Source organism: Pseudomonas sp. FP2309 (genome assembly GCF_030687575.1).
Taxonomy (GTDB): Bacteria; Pseudomonadota; Gammaproteobacteria; order Pseudomonadales; family Pseudomonadaceae; genus Aquipseudomonas.
On sequence record NZ_CP117439.1, the window covers coordinates 5,320,151 to 5,344,465 of the forward strand.

Sequence of the window (24,315 nt, forward strand, 5' to 3'; positions counted from 1 at the left end):
GCAGGAAGGCAAAAGGGAGTGATAGTGGTATTGATGGATTTGGGTAGGCGATTCAAAAATGGGCCGCCTGGTCTGTCGCAATCGCAGGATCGCCTCCGATTGGCCCTCAAGGCCAGCACCACACCACCTCAGAGCGGCGACATTTCCTGAGCCAACCCCAAAAACGCCGCCGGCAGCCGCGCGCCTTTGCGTTCCTTGAGGCAGTACAGGTACTCCGGAATCTGCGGCGCGTTCTCGATGGTCAGCACGCGCAGTTGCGGGTCATGGGGCACTTCCTGACGCGCGATGATGCTGATGCCGATGTTGCGCAGCACCGCCTCGCGGATCGACTCTCGACTGCCGATTTCCAGCAGCGGGCCATAACTCACGCCGGCGCCGTGCAGCATCTCTTCGGTCAGGCGGCGGGTGGTGGAGCCGGCTTCGCGCATCAGCAACGTATGCCCGGCCAGTGCGGTCAACGGTACATGCTCGAGTGTGGCCAGGGGGTGATTGCGGTGCACCGCCAGCACCAACGGGTCGGTACCGAGCACGCGGCGAATCAAGCGCGGGTCTTCCAGCAATTGCGACGAGGCGGCGACGTCGACGCGGTAATCGTCCAGTGCTTCGAGTACCTGCTGGGAGTTGCCGATTTCCACGGACACCTCCACCTGCGGCAAGCGCTCGCGAAAGGCTTTGACCAGATCAAGGATGTAATACGGCGCGGTCGCAGCAATGCGCAAGGCGCCCTGCACCTGACCATTGTTACGCAGGAAAAACTCGATATCCGCTTCCTGCTGCAACAGCGCCTTGACCATCGGCAGCAGCCGCGCGCCCTCGTCACTGACGGTCAGACGACGGCCGCCACGGTAGAACAGCTCTACGCCGTACTGGCTTTCGAGGTTGCGGATCTGGGTGGTGACGGTGGGTTGGCTCAGGCCGAGTTTTTTCGCCGCCTGGGTGATGCTGCCCAGGCGGGCGACCTTGTAAAACGCTTTTAGCTCAGCACTCAGCACACCAGCCTCTCAACCCTATTTGCGCAACAGACGCAGGCCATTGAACACCACCAGCAGGCTCACGCCCATATCGGCGAACACCGCCATCCACATAGTGGCCATGCCCAGGAAAGTGACCGCCAGGAAGATCGCCTTGATCACCAACGCCAGGGCGATGTTCTGCTTGAGGATACTCGACGTTTGTCGCGACAGCCGAATGAAAGCCGGGATCTTGCGCAAATCATCGTCCATCAGCGCCACGTCGGCGGTTTCGATGGCCGTGTCCGTGCCCGCCGCTGCCATGGCAAAGCCGATCTCGGCGCGGGCCAGGGCTGGCGCGTCGTTGATACCGTCGCCAACCATGCCCACGCGGTGGCCCTGGCTGTAAAGGGCTTCAATGGCATGCAGTTTGTCGGTGGGCAGCAGGTCACCCTGGGCCTGATCGATGCCGACCTGGGCCGCAATCGCCTTGGCGGTGTGGGTGTTGTCGCCCGTGAGCATCAGGGTCTTGATGCCCAGTTCGTGCAACTGCCGGATGGCTTCGCGGCTGCTGTCCTTGACCGTGTCGGCCACGGCAAACAGGGCAAGGGGGCCGGACTTGTCGAGCAACAGCACCACGGACTTGCCTTGTTTCTCCAGGGCGAAGAGTTTTTCTTCCAGCTCCGGCGAGCAGAGGCCAAGGTCTTCTACCAGGCGATGGTTGCCCAGGTGATAGGTTTGGCCCTCAATGTCACCGCGCACACCGCGACCGGCCAGGGCTGCGAAGTTATCCACAACGTGGTTCGACAGGTTTTTATCCACAGCCGCGTTGGCGATCGCCATCGACACCGGGTGGTCAGAGCGCCGGGCCAAACTGGCGGCCAGGGCTGGCGCGCTGGACTCCACATTCGGGAACAGCGCCAGGTAATCGGTTTGCACCGGCTTGCCGTGGGTGATGGTGCCGGTCTTGTCCAGCGCCAGGTAGTCGAGTTTGTACCCGCCCTCCAGGTACACACCGCCCTTGATCAGGATGCCTTTACGCGCGGCAGCCGCCAGGCCGCTGACGATGGTCACCGGGGTGGAGATCACCAGCGCGCATGGGCAGGCGACCACCAGCAATACCAGGGCACGGTAGATCCAGTCGAACCACACGCCGGCCATAAACAGCGGTGGAATGACGGCCACACCCAGGGCAAACAGGAAAACGGCCGGGGTGTAGACCTTGGAGAAGCTGTCGACAAAGCGCTGAGTCGGTGCGCGCGCGCCCTGGGCCTGCTCCACCGCGTGAATGATCCGCGCCAGGGTCGAGTTATTGGCCGCTGCCGTCACGGCGTACTCCAGCGAACCGGCCTGGTTGATGGTGCCGGCGAAGACCTTGTCGCCCACGGTCTTTTCAATCGGCAGGCTTTCACCGGTGATCGGCGCCTGGTCGATGGTGGACTGGCCGGCAGTGACTTCGCCGTCCAGGCCAATCCGCTCACCGGGCTTAACCCGAACGATAGCACCCAGTTCGATGCTTTTGACTTCCTGTTCCGCCCAACTGCCGTCGACCTGCCGTACGGTGGCCTGTTCCGGGGTCATCTGCATCAAGCCACTGATGGCATTGCGCGCACGGTCCAGGGACTTGGCTTCGATCAACTCGGCAACGGTGAACAGGAACATCACCATGGCGGCTTCCGGCCATTGGCCGATCAGGATCGCGCCGGTGACGGCTATGCTCATCAGCGCGTTGATGTTCAGGTTGAGGTTCTTCAGGGCAATCCAGCCCTTTTTATAGGTGGTGAGGCCACCGCTGAGGATCGACACCAGCGCCACGATGGCGATCACCCAGGTAGGTGCAGCATCCGTGAAGTGCAGCACTTCAGCGCCCAACGCACCAAAGCCGGACAGCGCCAGCGGCCACCAGTGCTTCTTGGCCGGCGGTTCGGCGGCCGGTGTGCCTTCTTCGATCGGGTCGGCCTGCATGCCCAGTGATTTGATCGCGTCGATGATCGGTGCCGTGCTCGGCAGGTCATGGGTAACGCCGAGGATGCGGTTGATCAGGTTGAATTCCAGCTGCTGCACACCGGCGAGCTTGCCCAGTTTGTTCTGGATCAGCGTCTGCTCGGTGGGACAGTCCATCGCCTCGATGCGGAAAGTGCTCAGGCGCGAGCCCGCGGTGGGCGCTTCGCTCAGTTGCACCAGAGCCGGTGCCGGCGCGCCGGAACAACAGGAGCCGCCATGGTCGTGGTCGTGGACCGGCGTGAGTTTCCTGGGGCCGTGATCGTGATCATGGTCATGTTTGTGCGGGGTGTGGAGGGAATCGCTCATTCTGTCGCGTCCGTAAGGTGCCTGTTGCCAAGTAAAGACCCTGTAGCCACTATAGGGTCAAGCACCCATTTGGAGATTGCTGCGATGAAGATCGGCGAACTGGCCAAACTGACCGACTGTCAGGTGGAAACCATCCGTTATTACGAGAAAGAAGGCCTGTTGCCGCCCCCGGCGCGCACGGACGCCAACTACCGCGTGTACACCCAGGCGCACACCGAGCGCCTGATCTTTATCCGCAATTGCCGCAGCCTCGACATGACCCTGGAAGAAATCCGCAGCCTGCTCAGCCTGCGCGACAGCCCGCAGGACCAGTGCGAAAGCGTGAATGCCTTGATCGATGAGCATATCCACCATGTGAAAGCGCGGATCGATGGGCTGTTGGCGTTGCAGGACCAGTTGCTGGATCTGCGCCAACGCTGCGGCAGTGGGCCGGACCTTGATCAGTGCGGGATTTTGCAGCGGCTGGAAGTCAGCGGCAGTGTGCAGGCCAGCGAGGCTGAGCCTTCGCATGTAGGCAGAAGCCACGGCCATTGAGTCAGCCGGGTTCAGAAATGTGGGAAGCGGCTCGCCCTTCCCACATTCAGCTCGAGGCAGCCTTTAAATGGCTACATCGGCCTTGATGCTTGGGTCGGCGTCGTAACCGACGATCTCGAAATCTTCGAACCGGTAGTCGTAGATCGACGCAGGCTTACGCTTGATCACCAGTTCCGGCAGCTTCTTCGGCGTACGCGCCAGCTGGGTCCGGATCTGTTCCATATGGTTGCTGTAGGCGTGGGTGTCGCCGGTGGTGACGATGATCTCGTGAGGGATCAGGTCGCACTGCTGGGCCAGCATATGGGTGAGCAGCGCCAGGGCGGCGGTGTTGTAGGGCAGGCCGAGGAATACATCGGAGCTGCGGATATACAACTGCATCGATAAATGGCCGTCATGCACGAATGCCTGGTACAGCAAGTGGCACGGTGGCAGGGCTTGCTTGCCGTTGCGCGCGTTTTCCTGGGGGCTCTTGGTTTCGTCCGGCAGGTACTCGACGTTCCAGCCGTGGAACAGGATGCGACGGCTGTTGGGGTTGGTCTTCAGCGTCTCGACCATGTAGTCGATCTGGTTGATCTTGCCGCCGTCCTTGGTCGGCCAGGCCGTCCACTGCTCGCCGTACACCGGGCCCAGGTCACCGTCTTCGGTGGCCCATTCGTCCCAGATTCTTACGCCGTTCTCGTTGAGCCACTTGATGTTGGTATTGCCGCTTAACATCCAGATCAGCTCGTTGGCGATGCTTTTGAAGTGAAGCTTCTTGGTGGTCAGCAGCGGGAAGCCATCGGCCAGGTTATGCCGGTACTGACGGGCGAACACGGCCTTGGTGCCGGTGCCGGTGCGATCGCCCTTGGTCAGGCCATTGGTCACGACGTCGTTCAGTAGTTCGAGATATTGCTTCATGTCATTACCTGTATCGTTGAAGCCGAGGCCCAGCAGGCCCCGGCATTCGAATTCAAAGCGCGGTGTGCTTCAGCGGCTGCGGGCGATTGTACGCCCACCACAGCAGCCCCAGGCCGACAAGGATCATCGGGATGCTGAGCACCTGCCCCATGGTCAACCAGCCCCACGCCAGGTAGCCCAACTGTGCATCCGGCACGCGCACGAACTCGACGATAAAGCGGAAGATCCCGTAGAACAGCGCGAACATGCCGGAAACGGCCATGGTCGGACGCGGCTTGCGCGAGAAGAGGTAGAGAATCACGAACAACGCCACGCCTTCGAGAGCAAACTGGTACAGCTGCGACGGATGACGCGGCAATTGCGCCGGGTCGCTGAACGGCGGGAAGACCATGGCCCATGGCACGTCGGTCGGTTTGCCCCACAATTCGGCATTGATAAAGTTACCAATGCGCCCGGCACCCAGGCCGATCGGGACCAGTGGCGCGACAAAGTCCATCAGTTGGAAGAACGACTTGCCGTTGCGCCGGCCAAACCACCAGGCGGCGATCATCACGCCGATAAACCCACCGTGGAACGCCATGCCGCCCTTCCACACCTCGAAAATCAGCGTCGGGTTATCGATGTACGCAGGCAGATCGTAAAACAGCACATACCCCAGGCGCCCGCCGACGATCACCCCCATCGACAGCCAGAACACCATGTCGGAGAGTTTCTCCTTGGTCCAGGTCGGGTCGAAACGGTTCAGGCGTCGGGAGGCCAGCAGCCAGGCGCCGCCGATGCCGATCAGGTACATCAACCCGTACCAGTGGATTTTCAGCGGACCGATGGCCAGGGCCACCGGGTCGATCTGCGGGTAAGGCAGCATTGCGACTCCTCGTTCAATCATTCGTGATAGCGCCCGGACCATGCCCGTGCGCGATTAAGCCTGCGTTACAACAAAAAGTTTAAGCCGACGCAAAACAGCAGAGCAGCGAACAGGCGCTTGAGCAACCGCGGCGACAACCGGTGTGCCAGGCGCGCGCCGAAGCGGGCAAACACCATGCTGGTCAGGGCTATGCCCAGCAGCGCCGGCAAATACACGAACCCCAGACTATGGGCGGGCAGCAGGGGGTCATGCCAGCCCAGAATCATGAAACTTAACGCACTGGCCAGGGCAATCGGCAGGCCACAGGCAGACGACGTCGCCACCGCCTGCTGCATCGGCACACTGCGCCAGGTCAAAAAGGGCACCGTCAGCGAGCCGCCGCCGATGCCGAAAATCGCCGAGGCCCAGCCAATCACCGTGCCGGCCAGGGTCAGCACGAGCTTGCCCGGCACCATGCGGCTGGCCTTGGGCTTGACCTCCAGAGCCAACTGCACAGCGATGATCAATGCGAAAACGCCGATGATCTTTTGCAAGTGAGGGCCGGAAATCGCCTCGGCAGTAAGTGCGCCAAAGCCCGCGCCGATCAGGATGCCCACCGTCATCCACACAAAGATCGGCCACCGCACCGCGCCCCGTCGGTGATGCTCGCGCACGGCATTGACCGACGTAAAGATGATGGTCGCCAGGGAGGTGCCCACCGCCAGATGGGTCAGCACCTGGGGATCGAAACCCTGCAAGGTGAAGCTGAACACCAGCACCGGCACAATAATGATCCCGCCGCCTACGCCAAACAGCCCGGCGAGCACGCCCGCGCAGGCACCCAGCAGCAAATACAGCACAAATTCCATGGGAGCCCCCGAAGCAAGTCCGGCATGTTAACGGATGGAAGGCATGCGACCCAACTGGATACGATGGAACGCCTTTGCTTGAGTCGGTAGAGTGGCAAAAAACACAAAAGGGACGACCTGATGTGCCTGATTGTTTTCGCCTGGCGACCGGGCCACGCCCAACCGCTGATCGTCGCGGCCAACCGCGACGAGTTCTACGCACGCCCCAGCCTGCCCTTGGCCCAGTGGGAAGATGCGCCCCATGTCTATGCCGGCCGCGATCTGGAAGCGGGCGGCACCTGGTTGGGGGTCAATGCCGATGGGCGATTTGCAGCCCTGACCAATATCCGTGATCCGCACCAGCCGCCGGCACGCAAGTCGCGCGGGGAACTGGTTGCGCGGTTTCTCAGTGGATCGCTGTCCGTTGACGACTATTTGGCCGAAGTTAACGGCCGCTCGATTGAATATGCCGGCTTCAACCTGCTGCTGGGAACGCAAGATGAGCTGTGGCACTACAACGCCAACGAGACTGAACCGACACGTTTGAAGGAAGGCGTGTATGGCGTATCCAATGCGGGCCTGGATACGCCCTGGCCGAAGCTGGTCAAGGCCAAGGCAGCATTGCGTGAAGGCTTGGATAACCCGCAGCCTGAGGCCTTGCTGGACATATTAAGCGATTCGCAGACCGCCCCCTTTGCCGAGTTACCGGATACCGGCGTCGGCCTGGCCACCGAAAGTCTGTTGTCGAGCGTGTTTATCGCCAGCCCTACTTATGGGACACGAGCCAGTACGGCGCTTATTGTGAATGCCGATGGGACGCGACAGATGGTGGAGCGTAGTTTTGGGCCGATGGGGGGGCGGCTGGGTGAAGTAGAGCTCAGAATTTAGCGGCATGATCGCCCCACTCTGCGTGGGAATGCCTCTTGTGACGCTCTGCGTCACGCTTTAAAGGCGAACGCAGAGCGCCCGGTGCTGCATTCCCACGCAGAGCGTGGGAACGATCGGTTACAAGGTTTTGGCGGAAGCCGGGTTAATCATGCGTGTCAGCCCCAGGTTCTTCAGCGCCAGTTGCAGCGAGCTGTGGATAACTTGCGGGTTGTCGATGGTCATCAACTCGGCCAGCAGGTCCTTGGCCATGCTCAGTTCAACCTGGCGCAGCATCCACTTCACCTTTGGCAAGTTGGTGGCGTTCATCGACAGGCTGTCAAAGCCCATCGCCATCAACAGCACCGCCGCAGCCGGGTCGCCGGCCATCTCACCGCAGATACTCACCGGCTTGCCCTCGGCGTGGGCGTCGCGCACGACGTGTTGCAGCGCTTGCAGCACCGCCGGGTGCAGGTAGTCGTAGAGGTCGGCCACCCGTGGGTTGTTACGGTCCACGGCCAGCAGGTATTGGGTCAGGTCGTTGGAGCCCACCGACAGGAAGTCCACTTGCCGCGCCAGCTCTTTGGCCTGGTACACCGCCGCCGGGATTTCGATCATCACGCCAATCGGCGGCATCGGTACGTCGGCACCTTCGTCGCGCACTTCGCCCCAGGCGCGGTGGATCAGGTGCAGGGCTTCTTCCAACTCATGGGTGCCGGAGATCATCGGCAGCAGGATGCGCAGGTTGTTCAGGCCTTCGCTGGCCTTGAGCATGGCGCGGGTCTGTACAAGGAAAATTTCAGGGTGGTCGAGGGTCACGCGGATACCGCGCCAGCCAAGGAAGGGGTTGTCTTCCTTGATCGGGAAATACGACAGTGACTTGTCGCCGCCGATGTCCAGGCTGCGCATGGTCACCGGCAACGGGTGGAAGGCCTGCAGTTGCTCGCGATAAATCGCCAGCTGCTCCTTCTCGCTCGGGAAACGCTGGTTGATCATGAACGGCACTTCGGTGCGGTACAGCCCCACCCCTTCGGCGCCACGCTGTTGCGCGCGGGCAACGTCGGCCAGCAGGCCAGTGTTGACCAGCAGTGGTACACGATGGCCGTCGGTGGTCACGCACGGCAGTTCGCGCAACGAATCGAGGCCCAGCGCCAGTTGTTTCTCTTCTTCAACCACTTCGGCGTATTGCTTGCGCAGCACGTCGCTGGGGTTGGTAAAGACTTCACCGCGATGGCCGTCGACGATCATGTCGATGCCGTCGACCTTGGAATACGGCAGATCTACCAGCCCCATCACCGTCGGAATCCCCATGGCCCGGGCCAGGATCGCAACGTGGGAGTTACCCGAGCCCAATACCGACACCAGACCCACCAGCTTGCCTTCGGGCACTTCGCCGAGCATGGTGGCCGTCAGTTCTTCACTGATCAGGATGGTGTTGTCGGGGTAGACCAGGTTGGTGGTGCGATCTTCCTGCAGATAGGCCAACAGACGGCGACCGAGGTCGCGCACATCCGAGGCACGTTCGCGCAGGTAGGCGTCATCCATCAATTCGAAACGGTTGACGTGATCGGTAACCACCTGGCGCAGTGCGCCCTGGGCCCACTGGCCGGTCTTGATCACGGTTTTGACTTCGTTGCCCAGCGACGCGTCGTCGAGCATCATCTGGTACACATCAAACAACGCACGCTCTTCGGGGCGCAGTTGGGTGGCCAGTTTTGTCGACAGATTGCGCATGTCGGCGCGCACGCCTTCGAGGGCCGTCTTGAACAGTTTGATTTCGGCGTCGATGTCGTCGATGGACTTGTCCGGCACCACATCGAGGTCGGCCGGCGGCAACATGACCACGGCCGTACCGACGGCGGCACCCGGCGAGCCCGGCACACCGACGAACTTCGCTTCCTGGATACCCTTGCCCTGACGGCCCAGACCCCGAATCGAACCCGTGGCTTCGGCGTGGGCGATAACCCCGGCGAGCTGCGCGCTCATGGTCACGAGGAAGGCTTCTTCACCTTCATCGAACTGGCGGCGTTCTTTCTGCTGGATGACCAACACGCCGACGACGCGGCGGTGGTGAATGATCGGTGCGCCGAGGAACGACGCATAGCGCTCTTCGCCGGTTTCGGCAAAGTAGCGGTAACGCGGGTGATCGGCCGCGTTTTCAAGGTTCAAGGGTTCTTCACGCGTCCCCACCAGGCCAACCAGACCTTCATTGGGCGCCATGCTGACCTTGCCGATGGAGCGCTTGTTCAAGCCCTCCGTGGCCATCAGCACAAAACGGTTGGTCTCTGGGTCCAGCAGGTAAACCGAGCAGACCTGGCTGCCCATGGCTTCCTTGACGCGCAACACAATAATCCCCAACGCCGCCTTGAGATCCTTGGCGGAGTTAACTTCCTGGACGATCTTGCGCAGCGTATTGAGCATGGCTCGGGGTCGAACTCCGTCGTCAGTCGCGCGCTAAAAGGCGCGGGGCAAGCTCTTTGAGAGCGCGACGATAAACTTCGCGCTTGAATGTCACCACCTGGCCCAACGGGTACCAATAGCTGACCCAACGCCAGCCATCGAACTCCGGTTTACCGGTCAAATCCATCCGCACCCGCTGCTCGTTAGAGATCAGGCGCAGGAGAAACCATTTCTGCTTCTGGCCGATGCACAGCGGTTGGCTGTGGGTACGCACCAGGCGTTGCGGCAAACGATAGCGCAACCAGCCACGGGTACAGGCCAGAATTTGCACATCTTCACGCTCAAGGCCGACTTCTTCATTCAACTCACGGTACAAGGCGTCTTCAGGGGTTTCGTCGGGGTTGATTCCACCTTGAGGAAACTGCCAGGCATCTTGGTTGATTCGGCGAGCCCATAGCACCTGTCCGGCATCATTCGTAAGAATGATCCCGACATTAGGACGGAAACCATCGGGGTCGATCACGGCAACAACCTCGCAAACGCATGTCGCCGCATTGTTCCACAAAGCTTGCGCAAGCGGCAACGAGGCTTCTTAGCTTATGTGCACTCTTGTGAAAAGACCGTATTCTGGACGCCTTTTTACAGACTTTTCAGCGAGTAACTGCAATGCGCCTGGCTTTATTCGACTTGGACAACACCCTTCTCGGCGGTGACAGCGACCACGCGTGGGGCGATTACCTGTGCGAGCGCGGGATTCTTGACGCGGTGGCCTACAAAGCTCGCAACGACGAGTTTTACCAGGACTACCTGGCCGGCCAGCTGGACAACGCCGCCTACCTGAACTTCTGCCTGGAGATTCTCGGCCGTACCGAGATGGCCCAACTCAATGAGTGGCACAACGACTATATGCGCGACTGCATTGAGCCGATCATGCTGCCGCAGGCCTCAGAGCTGCTGGCCAGGCACCGCGCCGCCGGCGACAAGCTGGTGATCATCACCGCCACCAACCGGTTCGTCACCGCGCCAATTGCCGCACGCCTGGGCGTCGACACCCTGATCGCCACCGAGTGCGAGATGGAAAATGGCCGCTACACCGGGCGCAGCACTGACGTGCCGTGCTTCCGTGAAGGCAAGGTGACGCGCTTGAATCGCTGGCTGCAAGAGACTGGCCATAGCCTGGAAGACAGCTATTTCTACAGCGACTCGATGAATGATTTAGCGCTGCTGGAGCAGGTAACGCACCCGGTGGCCGTGGACCCGGATCCTAATCTTCGCGCCGAGGCCGAGAAGCGCGGCTGGCCGGTGATTACCCTGCGTAGCTGATGACCCTGTCGCGGGCGAGCCTTAAACCGGCTTGGCCCCCATCAACCCCGCAATCGCCACAAACCCCATCAGGCTCACCACTGCGAGCACCAGCGTGAAGTTCACGCTGCCGCCCTCGCCTTTACGCAGGCGATTGAGTCGCGCCAGCAGCCAGAACCAGGCCAGCGCCGCGACGGTGTAAATCAGGCTGGAGCCCAGAATCCAGGTCTGTCCCAGCGGCCAGCCGGTCAGGTGCACCAGCCACCAGCCGGTGAACGGCATGCTCACCAGGCAAATGCCCATCAACAGCCACACGAACGCCCCCGGCCGCTGCAGACTGACCGCCGGGCCGGCGCTGCGTTTGCGCCAGGTCAACAGCGCCAGGCCCAGGCCGCTGAGCAGCAACAGCACGGTGGCCGCGATGTGGATAACTTTCAGGGTGGTCAGGGTTTCCATGTGTCGTCTTCCTTAAAGGCCGCATCCTCAGCGTAGTCGCTCAACCGAGGAACAGCGTGTAGGCCGGGTTGTCGCTCTCATCCCAGTACGGGTAGCCGATGGCCTCCAGCGCTGCGGGTACCAGATGACGTTCGTTCGCCGGTACTTGCAGCCCCGCGACCACTCGGCCATCGGCCGCGCCGTGGTTGCGGTAGTGGAACATCGAGATGTTCCAGCGCCCGCCCAGTTTGTTCAGGAAGTTGAACAGCGCCCCCGGACGCTCCGGGAACTCGAAGCGAAACACCACTTCGTTGCTGACGTGGGCCGCATGGCCGCCGACCATATGGCGGATGTGCAGCTTGGCCAGTTCGTTTTCCGTCAGGTCCAGCACCGGAAAGCCCTGCTCAGTGAGACTGGCGATCAACGCACTGCGTGGGTCGGTTTCGGGGTGAGTCTGCACGCCAACGAAGATGTGCGCCTCGCTGCCGGAATGGTAACGGTAGTTGAATTCGGTGATCTGGCGCTTGCCTACAGCCTCGCAGAACGCCTTGAAGCTGCCCGGCTGCTCGGGAATGGTCACGGCGATGATCGCTTCGCGCCCTTCACCCAGCTCGGCACGCTCGGCCACATGGCGCAGGCGATCGAAGTTGACGTTGGCCCCGGAGTCGATCGCGACAAACGTCTGGCCGCTGACACCACGGGTCTCCACGTACTTCTTGATCCCCGCCACGCCCAATGCGCCAGCCGGTTCGGTGATGGAGCGGGTGTCGTCGTAGATGTCCTTGATCGCAGCACAGATTTCATCGGTGCTCACGGTGATCACTTCATCGACATAGTCTTTGCAGATATCAAAGGTGTGCTGACCGATCTGCGCCACCGCCACGCCGTCAGCAAAGAGCCCCACGGTCGGCAACACCACGCGCTCGCCCGCAGCCATCGCCACTTGCAGGCAGTTGGAGTCGTCCGGCTCGACGCCGATGACCTTGATCTCCGGCCGCAGGTATTTCACGTACGCCGCAATCCCCGCGATCAGGCCGCCGCCGCCTACCGGTACGAAGATCGCGTCCAGCGGCCCCGGGTGCTGGCGCAGGATTTCCATCGCCACGGTGCCCTGCCCGGCAATGGTGTGCGGATCATCGTAGGGGTGAATGTAGACGTAGCCTTTTTCGTCGACCAGCTTCAGCGAGTAGGCCAGGGCTTCCGGGAAGGAATCACCGTGCAACACCACTTTACCGCCACGAGAACGCACGCCTTCGACCTTGATCTCCGGGGTGGTCTTGGGCATCACGATAGTCGCCTTGACCCCCAGCACCTTGGCCGCCAGGGCCAGGCCCTGGGCATGGTTGCCCGCCGAGGCCGTGACCACGCCACGCGCGCGCTCTTCGGCGGTCAATTGAGTCAGCTTGTTATACGCACCGCGAATCTTGAACGAGAACACCGGCTGCAGGTCTTCGCGCTTGAGCCAGACGTTATTACCCAGGCGCTCGGAGAGCTGGCGGGCGGTCTGCAGCGGAGTTTCTACGGCAACGTCGTAAACGCGCGAGGTGAGGATCTTTTTGACGTACTGTTCAAGCATCGGCGGAAATCACTGGGCGGGTTGGGCAGGGCCGAGGAGTCTAACCCGGCTTTTGGCCGTACGACCACACGAATCCCGAGGTTTTGTTGGGTTATACTCGCGCGCCTCGATAACTCCCCGCCCGTTCCGGAGCACGCATGACCCAGGATCAACTCAAACAGGCAGTGGCCCAGGCCGCCGTCGATTTAATCCTTCCTAAACTCGACGACAAGAGCATCGTCGGTGTCGGCACCGGCTCCACTGCCAACTGCTTTATCGATGCGCTGGCCCAACACAAGGGCGCGTTCGACGGCGCCGTGGCCAGTTCCGAAGCCACTGCCGCGCGCCTCAAGGGTCATGGCATTCCGGTGTATGAGCTCAACACCGTGAGCGACCTGGAGTTCTACGTCGACGGCGCCGATGAGAGCGACGAACATCTGAACCTGATCAAAGGCGGCGGCGCGGCCCTGACCCGCGAGAAGATCGTCGCGGCCGTGGCCAAGACGTTCATCTGCATCGCCGACGCCAGCAAGCTGGTGCCGGTGCTCGGTGCGTTCCCGCTGCCTGTGGAAGTGATCCCGATGGCCCGCAGCCACGTGGCCCGCGAGCTGGTCAAACTGGGCGGCGACCCGGTGTACCGCGAAGGCGTGCTGACCGACAACGGCAACATCATCCTCGACGTCTTTAATATGCAGATCACCAACCCGGTAGAACTGGAAACCCGGATCAACGCCATTGTCGGCGTGGTCACCAATGGCCTGTTCGCCGCGCGTCCGGCGGATGTGTTGCTGCTGGGTACGCCAGAAGGCGTGAAAACCCTTAAGGCCTGACCGGTTTTTTGAACACGTAGAACAGGTTCGGCTCGCTGACGAGGTACAAGGTGCCCTCGTCATCCATGGCGATGCCTTCGGCCTGCGGCACTCGCTTGTTCAGGCCATGGCGCCCGTTGAGTAGAGAAAGACTGCTCAGCGGGCGACCGTCGATATCCAGCTCCAATACCAGAAACGACTCGTCCGACAGCGCCAGCAAGTGGCCGCTGCGTTCGTCGTATTGCAGGCTCGACAGGTCGCGCACAAACAGCCCGGCGTCACGCTTGGGGTTGTTGACCACGTGCACCGAGTAGGTCTTTTCCGGCTTGAAATGGGGAAAACCGTGGACCTCGTAGATCAGCATCGGGTCGCGCTCCTTGGCCACGAACAGACGCTTGCCCACCGAGTCATAGGCCAACCCCTCAAACCCCTTGTTACCGCCGACATGCACGCCCAAGGTCATTTGTTCAGCGTCGCCGGCGTCGAGAAACTGGGTGTCGTCGTCCACATGCACCTTGATCAGACGCTGCTGGCGCTCATCGGTGATGACGTAGATGTTGTCGCTGATGAACTCCACTGCCTCGGCATCACCAAAGCCCACCAGGGGAATACGCCGCAGGATCTTGCCCTCCAGCGACAATTCGATCAGCTCGGCATTTTTATTGGTGACGGTAAACAGGCTTTTGCGCACCGGGTCGTAGGTGAGCGCCGAGACATCGTCATCAAGCCCCTCGATGACCTGGGCCTCCACGGCCACCCGGTAATCCGCCAGGCCAATCGAACCGGCATTTGCCGGCTGGCGCCATGCCTGCCAGTTGAACCAGGCGCGCTCGAACAGGCGAAAGTGCTGCGCAACAGCCCCGGCGCTGATCAGGGCGATCAGCGCGAGTACATATAGGATGGGTTTGGGGCGGGCTAATCGACGCATCGGGGCGGGCTCAAAATCAAAAGTGGCGAATGAATATCACGCCTGTCTGAATTTAAACTTAAACGCGCCCAAATGTCTGGCGAATGCCGCTGCCAGCGAGGTATGCGACGTAATCGGTGTGCTATTTCTGCTTTTCGAAACGGTAGAACAGGTTCGGCTCACTGACGATGTACAGCGTGCCGTTCTCGTCCATGGTCACCCCTTCCGCACGCGGGATCGTGTCCTTGAGCCCGTTGAATCCGCCAAGCAACGTCATGAAGCTGACTTGTTCGCCCTTCTCGTCCAGCTCCAGCAGCAAGTGGGAGTCAGCCGAGAGCACCAGCAGGTGGCCCGTGCGTGGGTCCACGGCCAGGGCCGAAAGGTTGCGCATGTCCAGCTCTTTACTGGCCAGTTTCTGCTTGTCGCCAACCAGAGGCTGGCTGCCATCGCTTTTCCAGGTGAACAACGCCGGTGGGCGCTCTTCGCCCAGCACCAACTGTTGGTGGCGCTTATCCCACGCGACCGCTTCAAAGGCTTTGTTCTGGTCTTTGGAGGGCCCCAGGTCGACCGTCTGGAAATCGGCCTTATTAAGTTGCTGGGTGGTGGCATCAACCTTGACAAGGGTCAGGCCATGCTGGCGCTCATCGACGATCGCCATCATGCCGTCTTCCATCACCGTTACGCCTTCCGCGTTGTCCCAGCCGTTGAGCGGCATCTTGCGCAGTACATCGCCCTGCAGGTTCAACTCGACGAGGAAGGGGTTTTTGCCCATGACCGAAAACAGGGTTTTGGTCTGCGGGTTATAGGCCACATCCGAGGCCTCGTCTTTCTCCATGCCCGGCAACACCTTGGCATCGATGACCACGTGGTAGTCCGGCAGCCATACACTTTCGCTGCGTTCGGCTGGGGTTTCAAAACGTTCCAGCACCCAGAGTACGCCGCGGTCGTCCCAATGCATGGCCCAGGAAACGCCATAGACGATCACCCCTGCCAGCAGCAGCCAGGAATACCAGCGCAGGGCAAAACGAGAACGCGGCTTGGGTGTAACGGAGGGCAGAGGCACGGCCATTGGGCGCTTTTCCGGAAAGTCAGCGTTAGGTGATAGCACAGGATCAACAGGCCCGCGCCCTGGAGGCTGGGGATTATCCGGATGGCGTGTGAAAAAAATGCAAAAAGACCGGATGGGGGGGTGTGGCGAAGGCGTAGGAGCTTGACGGCTGCTGCGCAGCCCAGCGCGGGGCAAGCCCGCTCACCACAAAAAGCCGACTACAACAAATAGCCCGCTTACCACAGCAAGCCCGCCTATTACAGCAAGCGGGCTTGCCACAGAGATCCAGTGCGCCGGGTCAGACCTCAGCGAACGACGCTTTCGAAGCGATTGACGCCCGACAGTTCCAGCACCAGCTCATCGCCCACATTCAGCGGGCCCACGCCGGCCGGGGTGCCGGTGAGGATCACGTCACCGGCCTGCAGCGAAAAGCAGCCAGCCATGTACTGGATCATCGGGATGATCGGGTTGAGCATCTGCGCGCTGTTGCCGTTCTGGCGCACTTCGCCATTGATGGTCAGGCGGATGCCGATGTCGGTGAAGTCGGCAAAGGTGCTGCTCACCACAAAAGGCGCCAGCACCGCCGCGCCGTCGAAAGACTTGGCGATTTCCCACGGCAGGCCCTTGGCTTTGAGTTCGGCCTGCTTGTCGCGCAGGGTCAAATCCAGGGCCGGGGCGAAGCCGGAGATGGCATCCAGCACTTCTTCACGGCTCGGTTTGTTCGACAGCGGTTTGCCGATCAATACCGCGATTTCCGCTTCGTAATGCACCGAACCGCGCTCGGTCGGGATGGCGAACCCGCCTTCCAACGGCACCACGCAGCTGCCTGGCTTGATGAACAGCAACGGCTCAGTCGGAACCGGATTGTCCAGTTCCTTGGCATGTTCGGCGTAGTTACGCCCAATGCACACCACTTTACCCACCGGAAAGTGGATGCTGGTGCCGTCGATATACTTGTGCTGGTAGCTCATGAAACGACTCCTTCAGGGGCGGTTAAACAGCGAAGATCTTGCCCGGGTTCATAATCCCGTTCGGGTCGAACACCGCTTTGACGGCTTTCATGTATTCGATCTCAACCGCGGAACGGCTGTAGTGCAGGTAATCGCGCTTGGTCATGCCCACGCCGTGTTCGGCGGAGATCGAGCCGTTGTACTTCTCGACGGTTTCAAACACCCACTTGTTCACGGTAGCGCACTTGGCGAAGAACTCGTCTTTGCTGAGGCTTTCCGGTTTGAGGATGTTCAGGTGCAGGTTGCCGTCGCCGATGTGGCCGAACCAGACAATTTCAAAATCCGGGTAGTGCTCGCCGACGATCGCGTCAATTTCCTTCAAGAACGCCGGCACTTTGGAGACAGTGACCGAAATATCGTTTTTGTACGGCGTCCAGTGGGAGATGGTCTCGGAGATGTACTCGCGCAACTTCCACAGGTTATGCAGTTGGGTTTCGCTCTGGCTCATCACCCCGTCGAGCACCCAGCCCTGCTCCACGCAGTGCTCGAAGGTTTCCAGGGCGTGGTTGGCCACTTCCTCGGTGGTGGCTTCGAATTCCAGCAGCGCGTAGAACGGGCACTCGGTTTCGAACGGTGCCGGCACGTCACCGCGGCCGAGGACTTTGGCCAGGGCCTTGTCGGAGAAGAACTCGAAGGCGGTCAGGTCCAGCTTGCTTTGGAACGCATGCAGCACCGGCATGATCGAGTCGAAATCGGTGGTGCCCAGCACCATGGCAGTGAGGTTTTTCGGCGCCCGGTCCAGGCGCATGGTGGCTTCGACGACGAAGCCCAGGGTGCCTTCGGCGCCGATGAACAGTTGGCGCATGTCGTAGCCGGTAGCGTTTTTGATCAGGTCGCGGTTCAGTTCCAGCACGTCACCCTTGCCGGTAACGACTTTCATGCCGGCCACCCAGTTGCGGGTCATGCCGTAGCGAATGACCTTGATTCCGCCGGCATTGGTGCCGATATTGCCGCCAATCTGGCTCGAACCGGACGATGCAAAGTCCACCGGGTAGTACAGGCCGTTTTCTTCAGCGACGTTCTGCAATTGCTTGGTGACCACGCCCGGCTGGCACACGGCGGTGCGGTCGGTGAGGTTCACGTCGAGGATCTGGTTCATATAGTCGAAGGACACCACCACTTCGCCATTGGCCGCCACAGCGGCTGCCGACAGGCCGGTGCGACCGCCCGATGGCACCAGCGCCACCTTGCGTTCATTGGCCCAGCGCACAATGGCCTGGACCTGCTCGATCGTCTTGGGAAAGACGATGGCGGTGGGCGCGGGTGCGAAGTGCTTGGTCCAATCCTTGCCGTAAGCCTCCAGGGAGTCGGCGTCGGTCAGCACTTTGCCGGGCTCAACCAGGGTCTTTAGCTCATCAATCAGGGCAGGATGGGTCATCGACAGAACTCTCGAACAATTCATGGTCATCCTGAGAACGCTTCACGTCGCAGGAATGAGTGTTAGCGGGGCGCGTATGCTAGCATACCGCCCCCGCAGGACAGAGCCCAAGGGCGTTTCTGCGGTGACGGCTTTCCTGCCGTCCGGGTCAGCTTGCGCTGCTCGATTCCCTGCCATTTTTCTCCGGGATACAGGTTTACGCAGATGAGCAAGACTTCTCTCGATAAGAGCAAGATCAAGTTCCTTCTTCTGGAAGGCGTCCACCCATCGGCTGTCGACGTTCTGAAAGCCGCCGGGTACACCAGCATTGAGTACATCACCAGTTCTCTGCCGGAAGCCCAGCTCAAGGAAAAGATCGCCGACGCGCACTTCATCGGCATACGCTCCCGCACTCAACTGACCGAAGAGATCTTCGATCACGCCAAGAAACTCGTGGCAGTTGGCTGTTTCTGCATCGGCACCAATCAGGTCGACCTCAACGCAGCGCGCGAGCGCGGCATCGCGGTGTTCAACGCACCGTACTCCAACACCCGTTCCGTTGCGGAGCTGGTGCTGGCCGAGGCCATCCTGTTGCTGCGCGGCATTCCTGAGAAGAACGCTTCCTGCCACCGTGGCGGCTGGATCAAGAGCGCGGCCAACTCCTTCGAAATCCGTGGCAAAAAGCTGGGTATCGTCGGTTACGGCTCGATCGGCACTCAGCTGTCGGTGCTGGCTGAAGGCCTTGGCATGCAGGTGTTCTTCTACGACACCCTGACCAAACTGCCGTTGGGCAACGCCACCCAGGTGTCGAGCCTGACCGAGCTGCTGGGCATGTCCGACATCGTCACCCTGCACGTTCCGGAAACCGCTGAAACCCAGTGGATGATCGGCGAGAAGGAAATCCGCGCTATCAAGAAGGGCGGCATCCTGATCAACGCAGCACGCGGCACCGTGGTCGAGCTGGACGCCCTGGCCAACGCGATCAAGGACAAGCACCTGATCGGCGCCGCTATCGACGTGTTCCCGGTGGAGCCGCGCTCCAACGATGACATCTTCGAAAGCCCGCTGCGTGGCCTGGACAACGTGATCCTGACCCCGCACATCGGCGGTTCCACCGCTGAAGCCCAAGCCAACATCGGCCTGGAAGTTTCGGAAAAACTGGTCAAGTACAGCGACAACGGTACCTCGGTATCGTCCGTAAACTTCCCGGAAGTGGCCCTGCCGGCTCACCCTGGCAAGCACCGTCTGCTGCACATCCACCAGAACATCCCTGGCGTGATGATGGAGATCAACAAGGTCTTCGCGGAAAACGGCATCAACATCTCCGGTCAGTTCCTGCAGACCAACGAGAAGGTCGGCTACGTGGTCATCGACGTCGATGCCGAGTACTCGGACCTGGCGCAAGAGAAGCTGCAGCACATCAACGGCACTATCCGTAGCCGCGTGTTGTTCTAAGGCTTTAAACGCTGCACAAAAAATGGGAGACCCGCGAGGGCCTCCCATTTTTTTATCTGAACACAGCTTACTTGACGTTAACCGTGATGACTTTCGACGCTACCGTGGGCTCGAATTGGCGATGTACGTTATCGCCAGCCACCAGTTGCAGCGTGTGCTTGCCTGGGGTCAGGGTCAGCTCGGTTTCGGTTTGCGCCTTGCCGAAGTGAATCGAGGTAGCCGTGGCCGGAATCGCCTCATCTGCTTTAAGTGCGCTCACGTCCTGGTCGACCAGCAGGTGGTGGTGGCCGGCGTTAGGCACTTGTTTGTCGATCGGCTCGAGGTCCAGGCCCTTGACGCCGAATTTGACGGTGAAGGTTTTGTCGACGGTCGCGCCATCTTTGGGCGAGACGATAAACACTTCAGCGCCTTTAGGCGCAGGCGTACGAGGAAGGTCTGCGGCGCCGGCCAACATCGAGGTGCCCAGCAGCAGGCTGGCAATCGTTGCACGGGACAAAAGGGCTTTCATTCGCTTCTCCAGTTTTTCTGTGAAATCTGTAGGGTTGTGACAACTTCGCGACAAATTGCTGTCCAAGGCACTCACCACCCTAGCAAAGCGATGCTGAACGGCGCCTCGCACATTCAAATTCTTTAGGAGTGACCATGCGCTTCTCGCCTGGCCTGTTACTTTTGCTACCTCTTCTGAGCCCCTTGGCTCATGCCGAACTGATCGACGACGTCAATGATCGCGGTGAACTGCGCATAGCCCTTGAAGCCAATACCCCGCCCTACAACTTCAAGGAGGGCGACAAGCTCACCGGGTTTGAAGTCGAGTTGGGTGAACTGCTGGCAAAAGAAATGGACGTGCGCTCCTCGTTTATCACCACCGATGACGCCGACCTGCTGCCAGGTGTGGAAACCGGCAAATACGACGTGGCCATCAACCATATCGCTATGACTGCCGAGATGAAGGATCGGTTCGATTTCAGCGAGGTTTATGACGAGAAGTCTGAGCTGGCGATCCCGTTCCAGAAAGGTAACCCGGCCTTCAAGACGAGTTTGAACGGGGCATTGAAGCGCGTGAAGGACGATGGGCGACTAAAGGCACTGTGGCAGAAGTGGTTCGAAGACCAGGCCCCTACAGTTGCGCCAACGCCTGTGCCGCCTCCGGCAACTCCAACTCACTGAACACCTGCACGCCATGGCGCTTGAGCAGCGCCGCCGTGACGCCTTCACCCGGCACCTTCACGCCGCGGAAGGTGCCGTCGTAGGTCAGCAGGTTGCCGCACGACGGACTGTTGGCCTTGAGCACAGCGATGCGGATGTTGTGCCGCTGCACCAGCGCCAGGGCCTGCCACGCGCCATCGAGAAAGGCGGCGCTGAAGTCTTCGCCCTCGGCCGTCAGCACGCTCGCGCGGCCGTCCCACACATCCGCGCCCTGCCCGCCGCCAATCTCCACCGCAGGCCTGGGCGTCGGCAAACCGCCGGCCACTTCCGGGCAAATCGCCACCACCCGGCCTTCGGCTTGCCACGCGGCGAGCTGGTCAAATGGCCCGCTGGCACCACCGTCGTAGCGCACCTTGTGGCCCAACAGACAGCGGCTGATCAGGATCTTTTGCATGTTAAAACGGCTCGTTGCCCCGCCGACGAAACCAGCCGGTGAGGGACAGCCGTTCGCGCGTGGCAGGCATGACTTCGTGGGGCACCTCGCCCGACAGGAACACCACCAGGCAACCGCCGGTGGGCACCACATCGTATTCGACGCCGTCCTTGAGGTACATGCGCAACTGGCCGCCATGCTCGGGCAGCCAGGCGTCGTTCAAGTAGATCACCGCCGAGACCATGCGCCGATCATCATCGCGGAATCGGTCCAGGTGCTTGAGGTAAAACGCGCCCGGCGGGTACATCGCGAAATGGCTTTCGAAGTCTTCCAGGCCGAGGAACAAACCCCGGTTCATCGCCAGACGCAGGCTGTCCATCAGCAGCATGTAGCTGTCACAGACGGCGGCGTCGCCCTCCTCCAGCCACTGGATATGGTCACCGCGAATACCCTCGCGAATCTCCTGCGACAGCCCGCGCCCCACCGCCGCCGGGGCCAGTTCACCCTCGGCCGCACGTTTACGGCACTCAGCCGCCAGTTCCAGGGTCAGAGCCTGGGGCAGGAAGCCGTTCTGCTGCGACCAGCCTTTTTCGGCCAGGTCGTCGACGATGCGTTGCAGCAGTGGGTGATCAAGGGGTATTTGCATGGCGCGCATAGTATCCATACGCCTGTGAATCCGACAGCGCCGTCGAGCGTGTGAATGCACTTTAGTCAGGTGACTGATAGGACTTCTCGACAAATCCTACGCCCGACACGGACAATAGTGGCCGACTGACAGGAGTCCATATGCGTCGTTTGTTTTTTTCCTTGCTGATGTTCTGCGTTTTGCCCGCCTGGGCAGACGGCCATGACCAGTTGTACAAGGTCGCCGGCTGGGCCGAACAACGTGCGCATTTCAATGACGCCCTCAGTGCCGCCCAGCAGCGCTATCGCAATAGTCTGCCGCCGGCGGTGTACCAGGCGCTGGTGGACAACAGTAATAAACGCTTTGCCGCCCAGCCCATGGACCAACGTGCCGAGGCGCAACTGCGCAAGCACCTGGCGGACCCCAAGCCCGCCCTGGCGTTCTTCCAGTCGCCATTGGGACGCAAGATTGTCGCAGCCGAACTGCTCGCCACCCGCCGCGACCAGTTGGCGAAAAACGCTCAGGGTTTGCCCAGGATCGAAGCCGACGCCACCCGCAGCCTGATCATCGGCCACTTGGCCCAGGCCCTGCCTGCCCGCGAAGCCGGCGCCGAAGTGAGCCTGGCGATCGCCGGTGTGGCCGCTGACAGCTTGAGCCAGATGATCCCCGGCCTGCTCGGCGGCGGTCAGGCCCAGGGTATGTTGAATGGACAGCGCGAGCGTTTGATGCAGCAGATCGGCAATGACCTGAACAACACGCTGCTGTATGTCTATCGCGATTTGTCTGACCCTGAACTGGAAGAATTCGCAACGTTTGCAGAGTCGCCGGAGGGCAAGGCGTACTACCAGGCGGCGTTGGCGGCGATTCGTGCGGGACTGGCAGTCGGCCAGAGCACCTCCAGCCTGGCGCCGTAAAATAAGGACAGGCGCCCGCCCCCTCTCACCGTTGGATCGCCTTACTTGAGATGGTCCGTCAAATACTGGAAGTATTCTTCGCGAATCTCCGGAATCTCATTGGCCAAGTGATGCCGACCACGCTTGAGCATCAACATCTCAGGCTGATCGAACTTGCCGCGCAGCACCTGCAGGTTGTGCTGCCAGTCCACCGTCATGTCTTCCTCGCCCTGCACGATCAACGGTCGCCGCGAACTGCGCGGCGCCGCTTCGATGCGTTTGATCCAACGCGACAGTGCCCCCACCCAGGCGGTGGGCAGTTGGCGCGGCTGGAGCGGGTCGGCTTCCAAAAAGGGTTTGAATTCAGGGTCGTTAGTGTTCTCGCTGAACCGCCGCGCGATGCCGTTGACGAATGGGCGCAGCAGGTAATAGCTCAGCTGTGACCAGCCCCAGGCACGCGGGCGCACCAACGGTGACAACAAAAAGGTCTTGCCCTGGGCCGGACTGTCGGCGCCGTGGTGGAGTAAATGGTCCACCACCACCGCGCCACCGGTGCTCTGCCCGAACAAGTGCCAGGGTTGCGGCAGTTGCAGGGCCTCGGCCTGGGCAAACAGCGCCTGCACCACCTGCTGATACACCGCAAAGTCATCGATGCTGGCTCGGGCGCCGCTGGACAGGCCATGGCCCGGCAGGTCGCAGGCGATCACCACGAAACCCTGATCCAACGCCCAATCCACCACGTGGCGATACAAGCCCATGTGGTCGTAGAAGCCATGGAACAGGAACATCGTCGCCACCGGCACCGGCGGCCACCACACCTGGGCCACCACCGTGAACCCGTCCACCTCGAAACGTCCCAGGCGGCTCACGGCCGGCACATTGCGTGCAGCCAGATCCAGGCCGTAGAAACGCTGGTACACCCGCGCCTCGGCGCTGAGCGGTTGCGCATCCACCAGGGGGAGCAAGCTGTCGCGCAGATGATCGGGGTCAAAGGTGACGGGCATAAAGGGTTCCAGACTTGCGGCGAAGATGAATATCGAGCTGCGATATTCATCTGTCAGGGCAAGCATGGCAAGCTACGCGACCTTCGAGGATAGATCTGAATGCGACAGCCCTACCGTACCGCCCTGTTCGCCAGCCTGATCCTGGTTATCTGCGCCGGCGTGCTGTGGGCCGCGTATGACTGGTTCCAGGGCCGCTACCTGCGCGCCTTCAGCGAACACACGGCCGTGTTTTCCGGCGACCCGCTGCGCCTGCCCGCCGAATTGAGCGGCCCGGGCCCGATCCGTCTGGTGCACTTCTGGGACCCGGCCTGCCCGTGCAACGTCGGCAACCAGCAGCACCTGGGCGAATTGATCGAGCAGTACGCGCCCCAAGGGGTGGAGTTCTACGCACTGCAAAAGCCTGGCAGCCACGGCCAACTGCCCGACAACCTGCGCCACATGAAAACCCTCGCCGCCCTGCCCGGCGCCGACCAAGTACCGGCCAGCCCGGCCGTGGGCATCTGGGATCGCAATGGCAAACTTGCGTACTTCGGCCCCTACAGCGAAGGGCTGACGTGCAATTCGAGCAACAGCTTTATCGAGCCGATCCTCAAAGCCCTTGGCGCGGGGCGTGAAGTGAATGCCACGCACACCCTGGCGGTGGGCTGCTATTGTTCGTGGCCTAAAGATCGTTAGTCACTCCATTGCAG

Annotated in this window: 25 protein-coding genes; 8 read left to right on the plus strand and 17 right to left on the minus strand. The window is 61.1% G+C overall.

From position 1 onward, the window contains the following. Positions 1 to 128: 128 nt before the first annotated feature. Positions 129 to 992, minus strand: coding sequence for a LysR family transcriptional regulator (locus tag PSH59_RS24600; RefSeq protein WP_248081589.1), 864 nt, complete (start codon positions 990 to 992; stop codon positions 129 to 131). A gap of 15 nt (positions 993 to 1,007) precedes the next feature. Beyond that, complete coding sequence (locus PSH59_RS24605) at positions 1,008 to 3,260, minus strand: heavy metal translocating P-type ATPase (protein ID WP_305393871.1); 2,253 nt, start codon at positions 3,258 to 3,260, stop codon at positions 1,008 to 1,010. Between the two features lie 84 nt (positions 3,261 to 3,344). On the opposite strand from PSH59_RS24605, the gene cadR reads away from it, so the two are divergent. Then, complete coding sequence (gene cadR, locus PSH59_RS24610) at positions 3,345 to 3,794, plus strand: Cd(II)/Pb(II)-responsive transcriptional regulator (protein WP_248081593.1); 450 nt, start codon at positions 3,345 to 3,347, stop codon at positions 3,792 to 3,794. Positions 3,795 to 3,857: 63 nt separating this feature from the next. Here cadR and PSH59_RS24615 read toward each other — a convergent pair whose 3' ends face one another. The 3 genes from PSH59_RS24615 to PSH59_RS24625 form a co-directional block, all read right to left on the minus strand. Then, complete coding sequence (locus tag PSH59_RS24615; RefSeq protein WP_248081594.1) at positions 3,858 to 4,691, minus strand: thymidylate synthase; 834 nt, start codon at positions 4,689 to 4,691, stop codon at positions 3,858 to 3,860. Between the two features lie 52 nt (positions 4,692 to 4,743). After that, the gene (gene lgt / locus PSH59_RS24620) at positions 4,744 to 5,556 is read right to left on the minus strand and encodes a prolipoprotein diacylglyceryl transferase (protein ID WP_248081595.1); all 813 of its coding nucleotides are present in this window, start codon (positions 5,554 to 5,556) and stop codon (positions 4,744 to 4,746) included. A 65-nt stretch (positions 5,557 to 5,621) separates the two neighbouring features. Then, positions 5,622 to 6,404, minus strand: a complete 783-nt coding sequence (locus tag PSH59_RS24625) for a sulfite exporter TauE/SafE family protein (protein ID WP_305393872.1) — start codon at positions 6,402 to 6,404, stop codon at positions 5,622 to 5,624. Positions 6,405 to 6,524: 120 nt separating this feature from the next. Between PSH59_RS24625 and PSH59_RS24630 the strand changes: the two genes are divergently transcribed. Next, positions 6,525 to 7,271, plus strand: coding sequence for an NRDE family protein (locus PSH59_RS24630; protein WP_248081597.1), 747 nt, complete (start codon positions 6,525 to 6,527; stop codon positions 7,269 to 7,271). A 117-nt stretch (positions 7,272 to 7,388) separates the two neighbouring features. Here the strand turns inward: PSH59_RS24630 and ptsP are convergent, their stop codons facing one another. Both ptsP and PSH59_RS24640 read right to left on the minus strand, forming a co-directional pair. Continuing rightward, positions 7,389 to 9,668 (minus strand): phosphoenolpyruvate--protein phosphotransferase, encoded by a 2,280-nt coding sequence (gene ptsP, locus PSH59_RS24635; protein WP_305393873.1) that lies wholly within the window; start codon positions 9,666 to 9,668, stop codon positions 7,389 to 7,391. Between the two features lie 22 nt (positions 9,669 to 9,690). Next, positions 9,691 to 10,170, minus strand: a complete 480-nt coding sequence (locus PSH59_RS24640; protein WP_003176750.1) for an RNA pyrophosphohydrolase — start codon at positions 10,168 to 10,170, stop codon at positions 9,691 to 9,693. Between the two features lie 143 nt (positions 10,171 to 10,313). Here PSH59_RS24640 and PSH59_RS24645 point away from each other — a divergent pair, with 143 nt between their 5' ends. Next, the gene (locus PSH59_RS24645) at positions 10,314 to 10,970 is read left to right on the plus strand and encodes an HAD family phosphatase (RefSeq protein WP_305393874.1); all 657 of its coding nucleotides are present in this window, start codon (positions 10,314 to 10,316) and stop codon (positions 10,968 to 10,970) included. 21 nt (positions 10,971 to 10,991) lie between these two features. Here PSH59_RS24645 and PSH59_RS24650 read toward each other — a convergent pair whose 3' ends face one another. Both PSH59_RS24650 and ilvA read right to left on the minus strand, forming a co-directional pair. Beyond that, positions 10,992 to 11,405 carry a DUF2269 family protein gene (locus PSH59_RS24650; protein WP_305393875.1) on the minus strand — a complete coding sequence of 138 codons (414 nt, stop codon included), beginning with the start codon at positions 11,403 to 11,405 and terminating at the stop codon, positions 10,992 to 10,994. A gap of 40 nt (positions 11,406 to 11,445) precedes the next feature. Beyond that, entirely contained in the window at positions 11,446 to 12,960 is a 1,515-nt protein-coding gene (gene ilvA, locus PSH59_RS24655; protein ID WP_248081602.1) for a threonine ammonia-lyase, biosynthetic, read from the minus strand. A 137-nt stretch (positions 12,961 to 13,097) separates the two neighbouring features. Between ilvA and rpiA the strand changes: the two genes are divergently transcribed. Continuing rightward, the gene (gene rpiA / locus PSH59_RS24660; RefSeq protein ID WP_248081604.1) at positions 13,098 to 13,769 is read left to right on the plus strand and encodes a ribose-5-phosphate isomerase RpiA; all 672 of its coding nucleotides are present in this window, start codon (positions 13,098 to 13,100) and stop codon (positions 13,767 to 13,769) included. Here rpiA and PSH59_RS24665 read toward each other — a convergent pair. The 4 genes from PSH59_RS24665 to PSH59_RS24680 all read right to left on the minus strand — a co-directional run bounded on the left by PSH59_RS24665 (position 13,759) and on the right by PSH59_RS24680 (position 18,091). Next, positions 13,759 to 14,676 (minus strand): SdiA-regulated domain-containing protein, encoded by a 918-nt coding sequence (locus PSH59_RS24665; protein ID WP_305393876.1) that lies wholly within the window; start codon positions 14,674 to 14,676, stop codon positions 13,759 to 13,761. The genes rpiA and PSH59_RS24665 overlap by 11 nt on opposite strands. Positions 14,677 to 14,797: 121 nt before the next feature. Further along, positions 14,798 to 15,724, minus strand: coding sequence for an SdiA-regulated domain-containing protein (locus PSH59_RS24670; protein WP_305393877.1), 927 nt, complete (start codon positions 15,722 to 15,724; stop codon positions 14,798 to 14,800). Positions 15,725 to 16,008: 284 nt separating this feature from the next. Further along, on the minus strand, positions 16,009 to 16,674 hold the full coding sequence (locus PSH59_RS24675) for a fumarylacetoacetate hydrolase family protein (RefSeq protein WP_305393878.1): 666 nt from the start codon (positions 16,672 to 16,674) through the stop codon (positions 16,009 to 16,011). 22 nt (positions 16,675 to 16,696) lie between these two features. After that, positions 16,697 to 18,091 carry an FAD-binding oxidoreductase gene (locus tag PSH59_RS24680; RefSeq protein WP_248081612.1) on the minus strand — a complete coding sequence of 465 codons (1,395 nt, stop codon included), beginning with the start codon at positions 18,089 to 18,091 and terminating at the stop codon, positions 16,697 to 16,699. A 204-nt stretch (positions 18,092 to 18,295) separates the two neighbouring features. On the opposite strand from PSH59_RS24680, the gene serA reads away from it, so the two are divergent. Continuing rightward, positions 18,296 to 19,525 (plus strand): phosphoglycerate dehydrogenase, encoded by a 1,230-nt coding sequence (serA, locus tag PSH59_RS24685; protein WP_248081613.1) that lies wholly within the window; start codon positions 18,296 to 18,298, stop codon positions 19,523 to 19,525. Between the two features lie 67 nt (positions 19,526 to 19,592). Here serA and PSH59_RS24690 read toward each other — a convergent pair whose 3' ends face one another. Beyond that, a complete protein-coding gene (locus PSH59_RS24690; RefSeq protein WP_248081615.1) occupies positions 19,593 to 20,033 on the minus strand; it encodes a DUF4399 domain-containing protein in 441 nt (146 codons plus the stop codon). A gap of 134 nt (positions 20,034 to 20,167) precedes the next feature. Here PSH59_RS24690 and PSH59_RS24695 point away from each other — a divergent pair, with 134 nt between their 5' ends. Continuing rightward, complete coding sequence (locus PSH59_RS24695) at positions 20,168 to 20,692, plus strand: transporter substrate-binding domain-containing protein (RefSeq protein ID WP_248081617.1); 525 nt, start codon at positions 20,168 to 20,170, stop codon at positions 20,690 to 20,692. Here PSH59_RS24695 and PSH59_RS24700 read toward each other — a convergent pair. After that, the gene (locus PSH59_RS24700; protein WP_305393879.1) at positions 20,643 to 21,125 is read right to left on the minus strand and encodes a DUF523 domain-containing protein; all 483 of its coding nucleotides are present in this window, start codon (positions 21,123 to 21,125) and stop codon (positions 20,643 to 20,645) included. The genes PSH59_RS24695 and PSH59_RS24700 overlap by 50 nt on opposite strands. Before the next feature lies 1 nt (position 21,126). Next, a complete protein-coding gene (locus PSH59_RS24705) occupies positions 21,127 to 21,759 on the minus strand; it encodes a 2OG-Fe(II) oxygenase (RefSeq protein ID WP_305395331.1) in 633 nt (210 codons plus the stop codon). Between the two features lie 131 nt (positions 21,760 to 21,890). On the opposite strand from PSH59_RS24705, the gene PSH59_RS24710 reads away from it, so the two are divergent. Then, positions 21,891 to 22,643, plus strand: coding sequence for a DUF2059 domain-containing protein (locus PSH59_RS24710; protein WP_248081620.1), 753 nt, complete (start codon positions 21,891 to 21,893; stop codon positions 22,641 to 22,643). A 41-nt stretch (positions 22,644 to 22,684) separates the two neighbouring features. Here the strand turns inward: PSH59_RS24710 and PSH59_RS24715 are convergent, their stop codons facing one another. Next, a complete protein-coding gene (locus PSH59_RS24715) occupies positions 22,685 to 23,626 on the minus strand; it encodes an alpha/beta hydrolase (protein ID WP_305393880.1) in 942 nt (313 codons plus the stop codon). Between the two features lie 99 nt (positions 23,627 to 23,725). Between PSH59_RS24715 and PSH59_RS24720 the strand changes: the two genes are divergently transcribed. After that, positions 23,726 to 24,301 (plus strand): DUF6436 domain-containing protein, encoded by a 576-nt coding sequence (locus tag PSH59_RS24720; RefSeq protein ID WP_305393881.1) that lies wholly within the window; start codon positions 23,726 to 23,728, stop codon positions 24,299 to 24,301. Positions 24,302 to 24,315 lie beyond the last annotated feature (14 nt).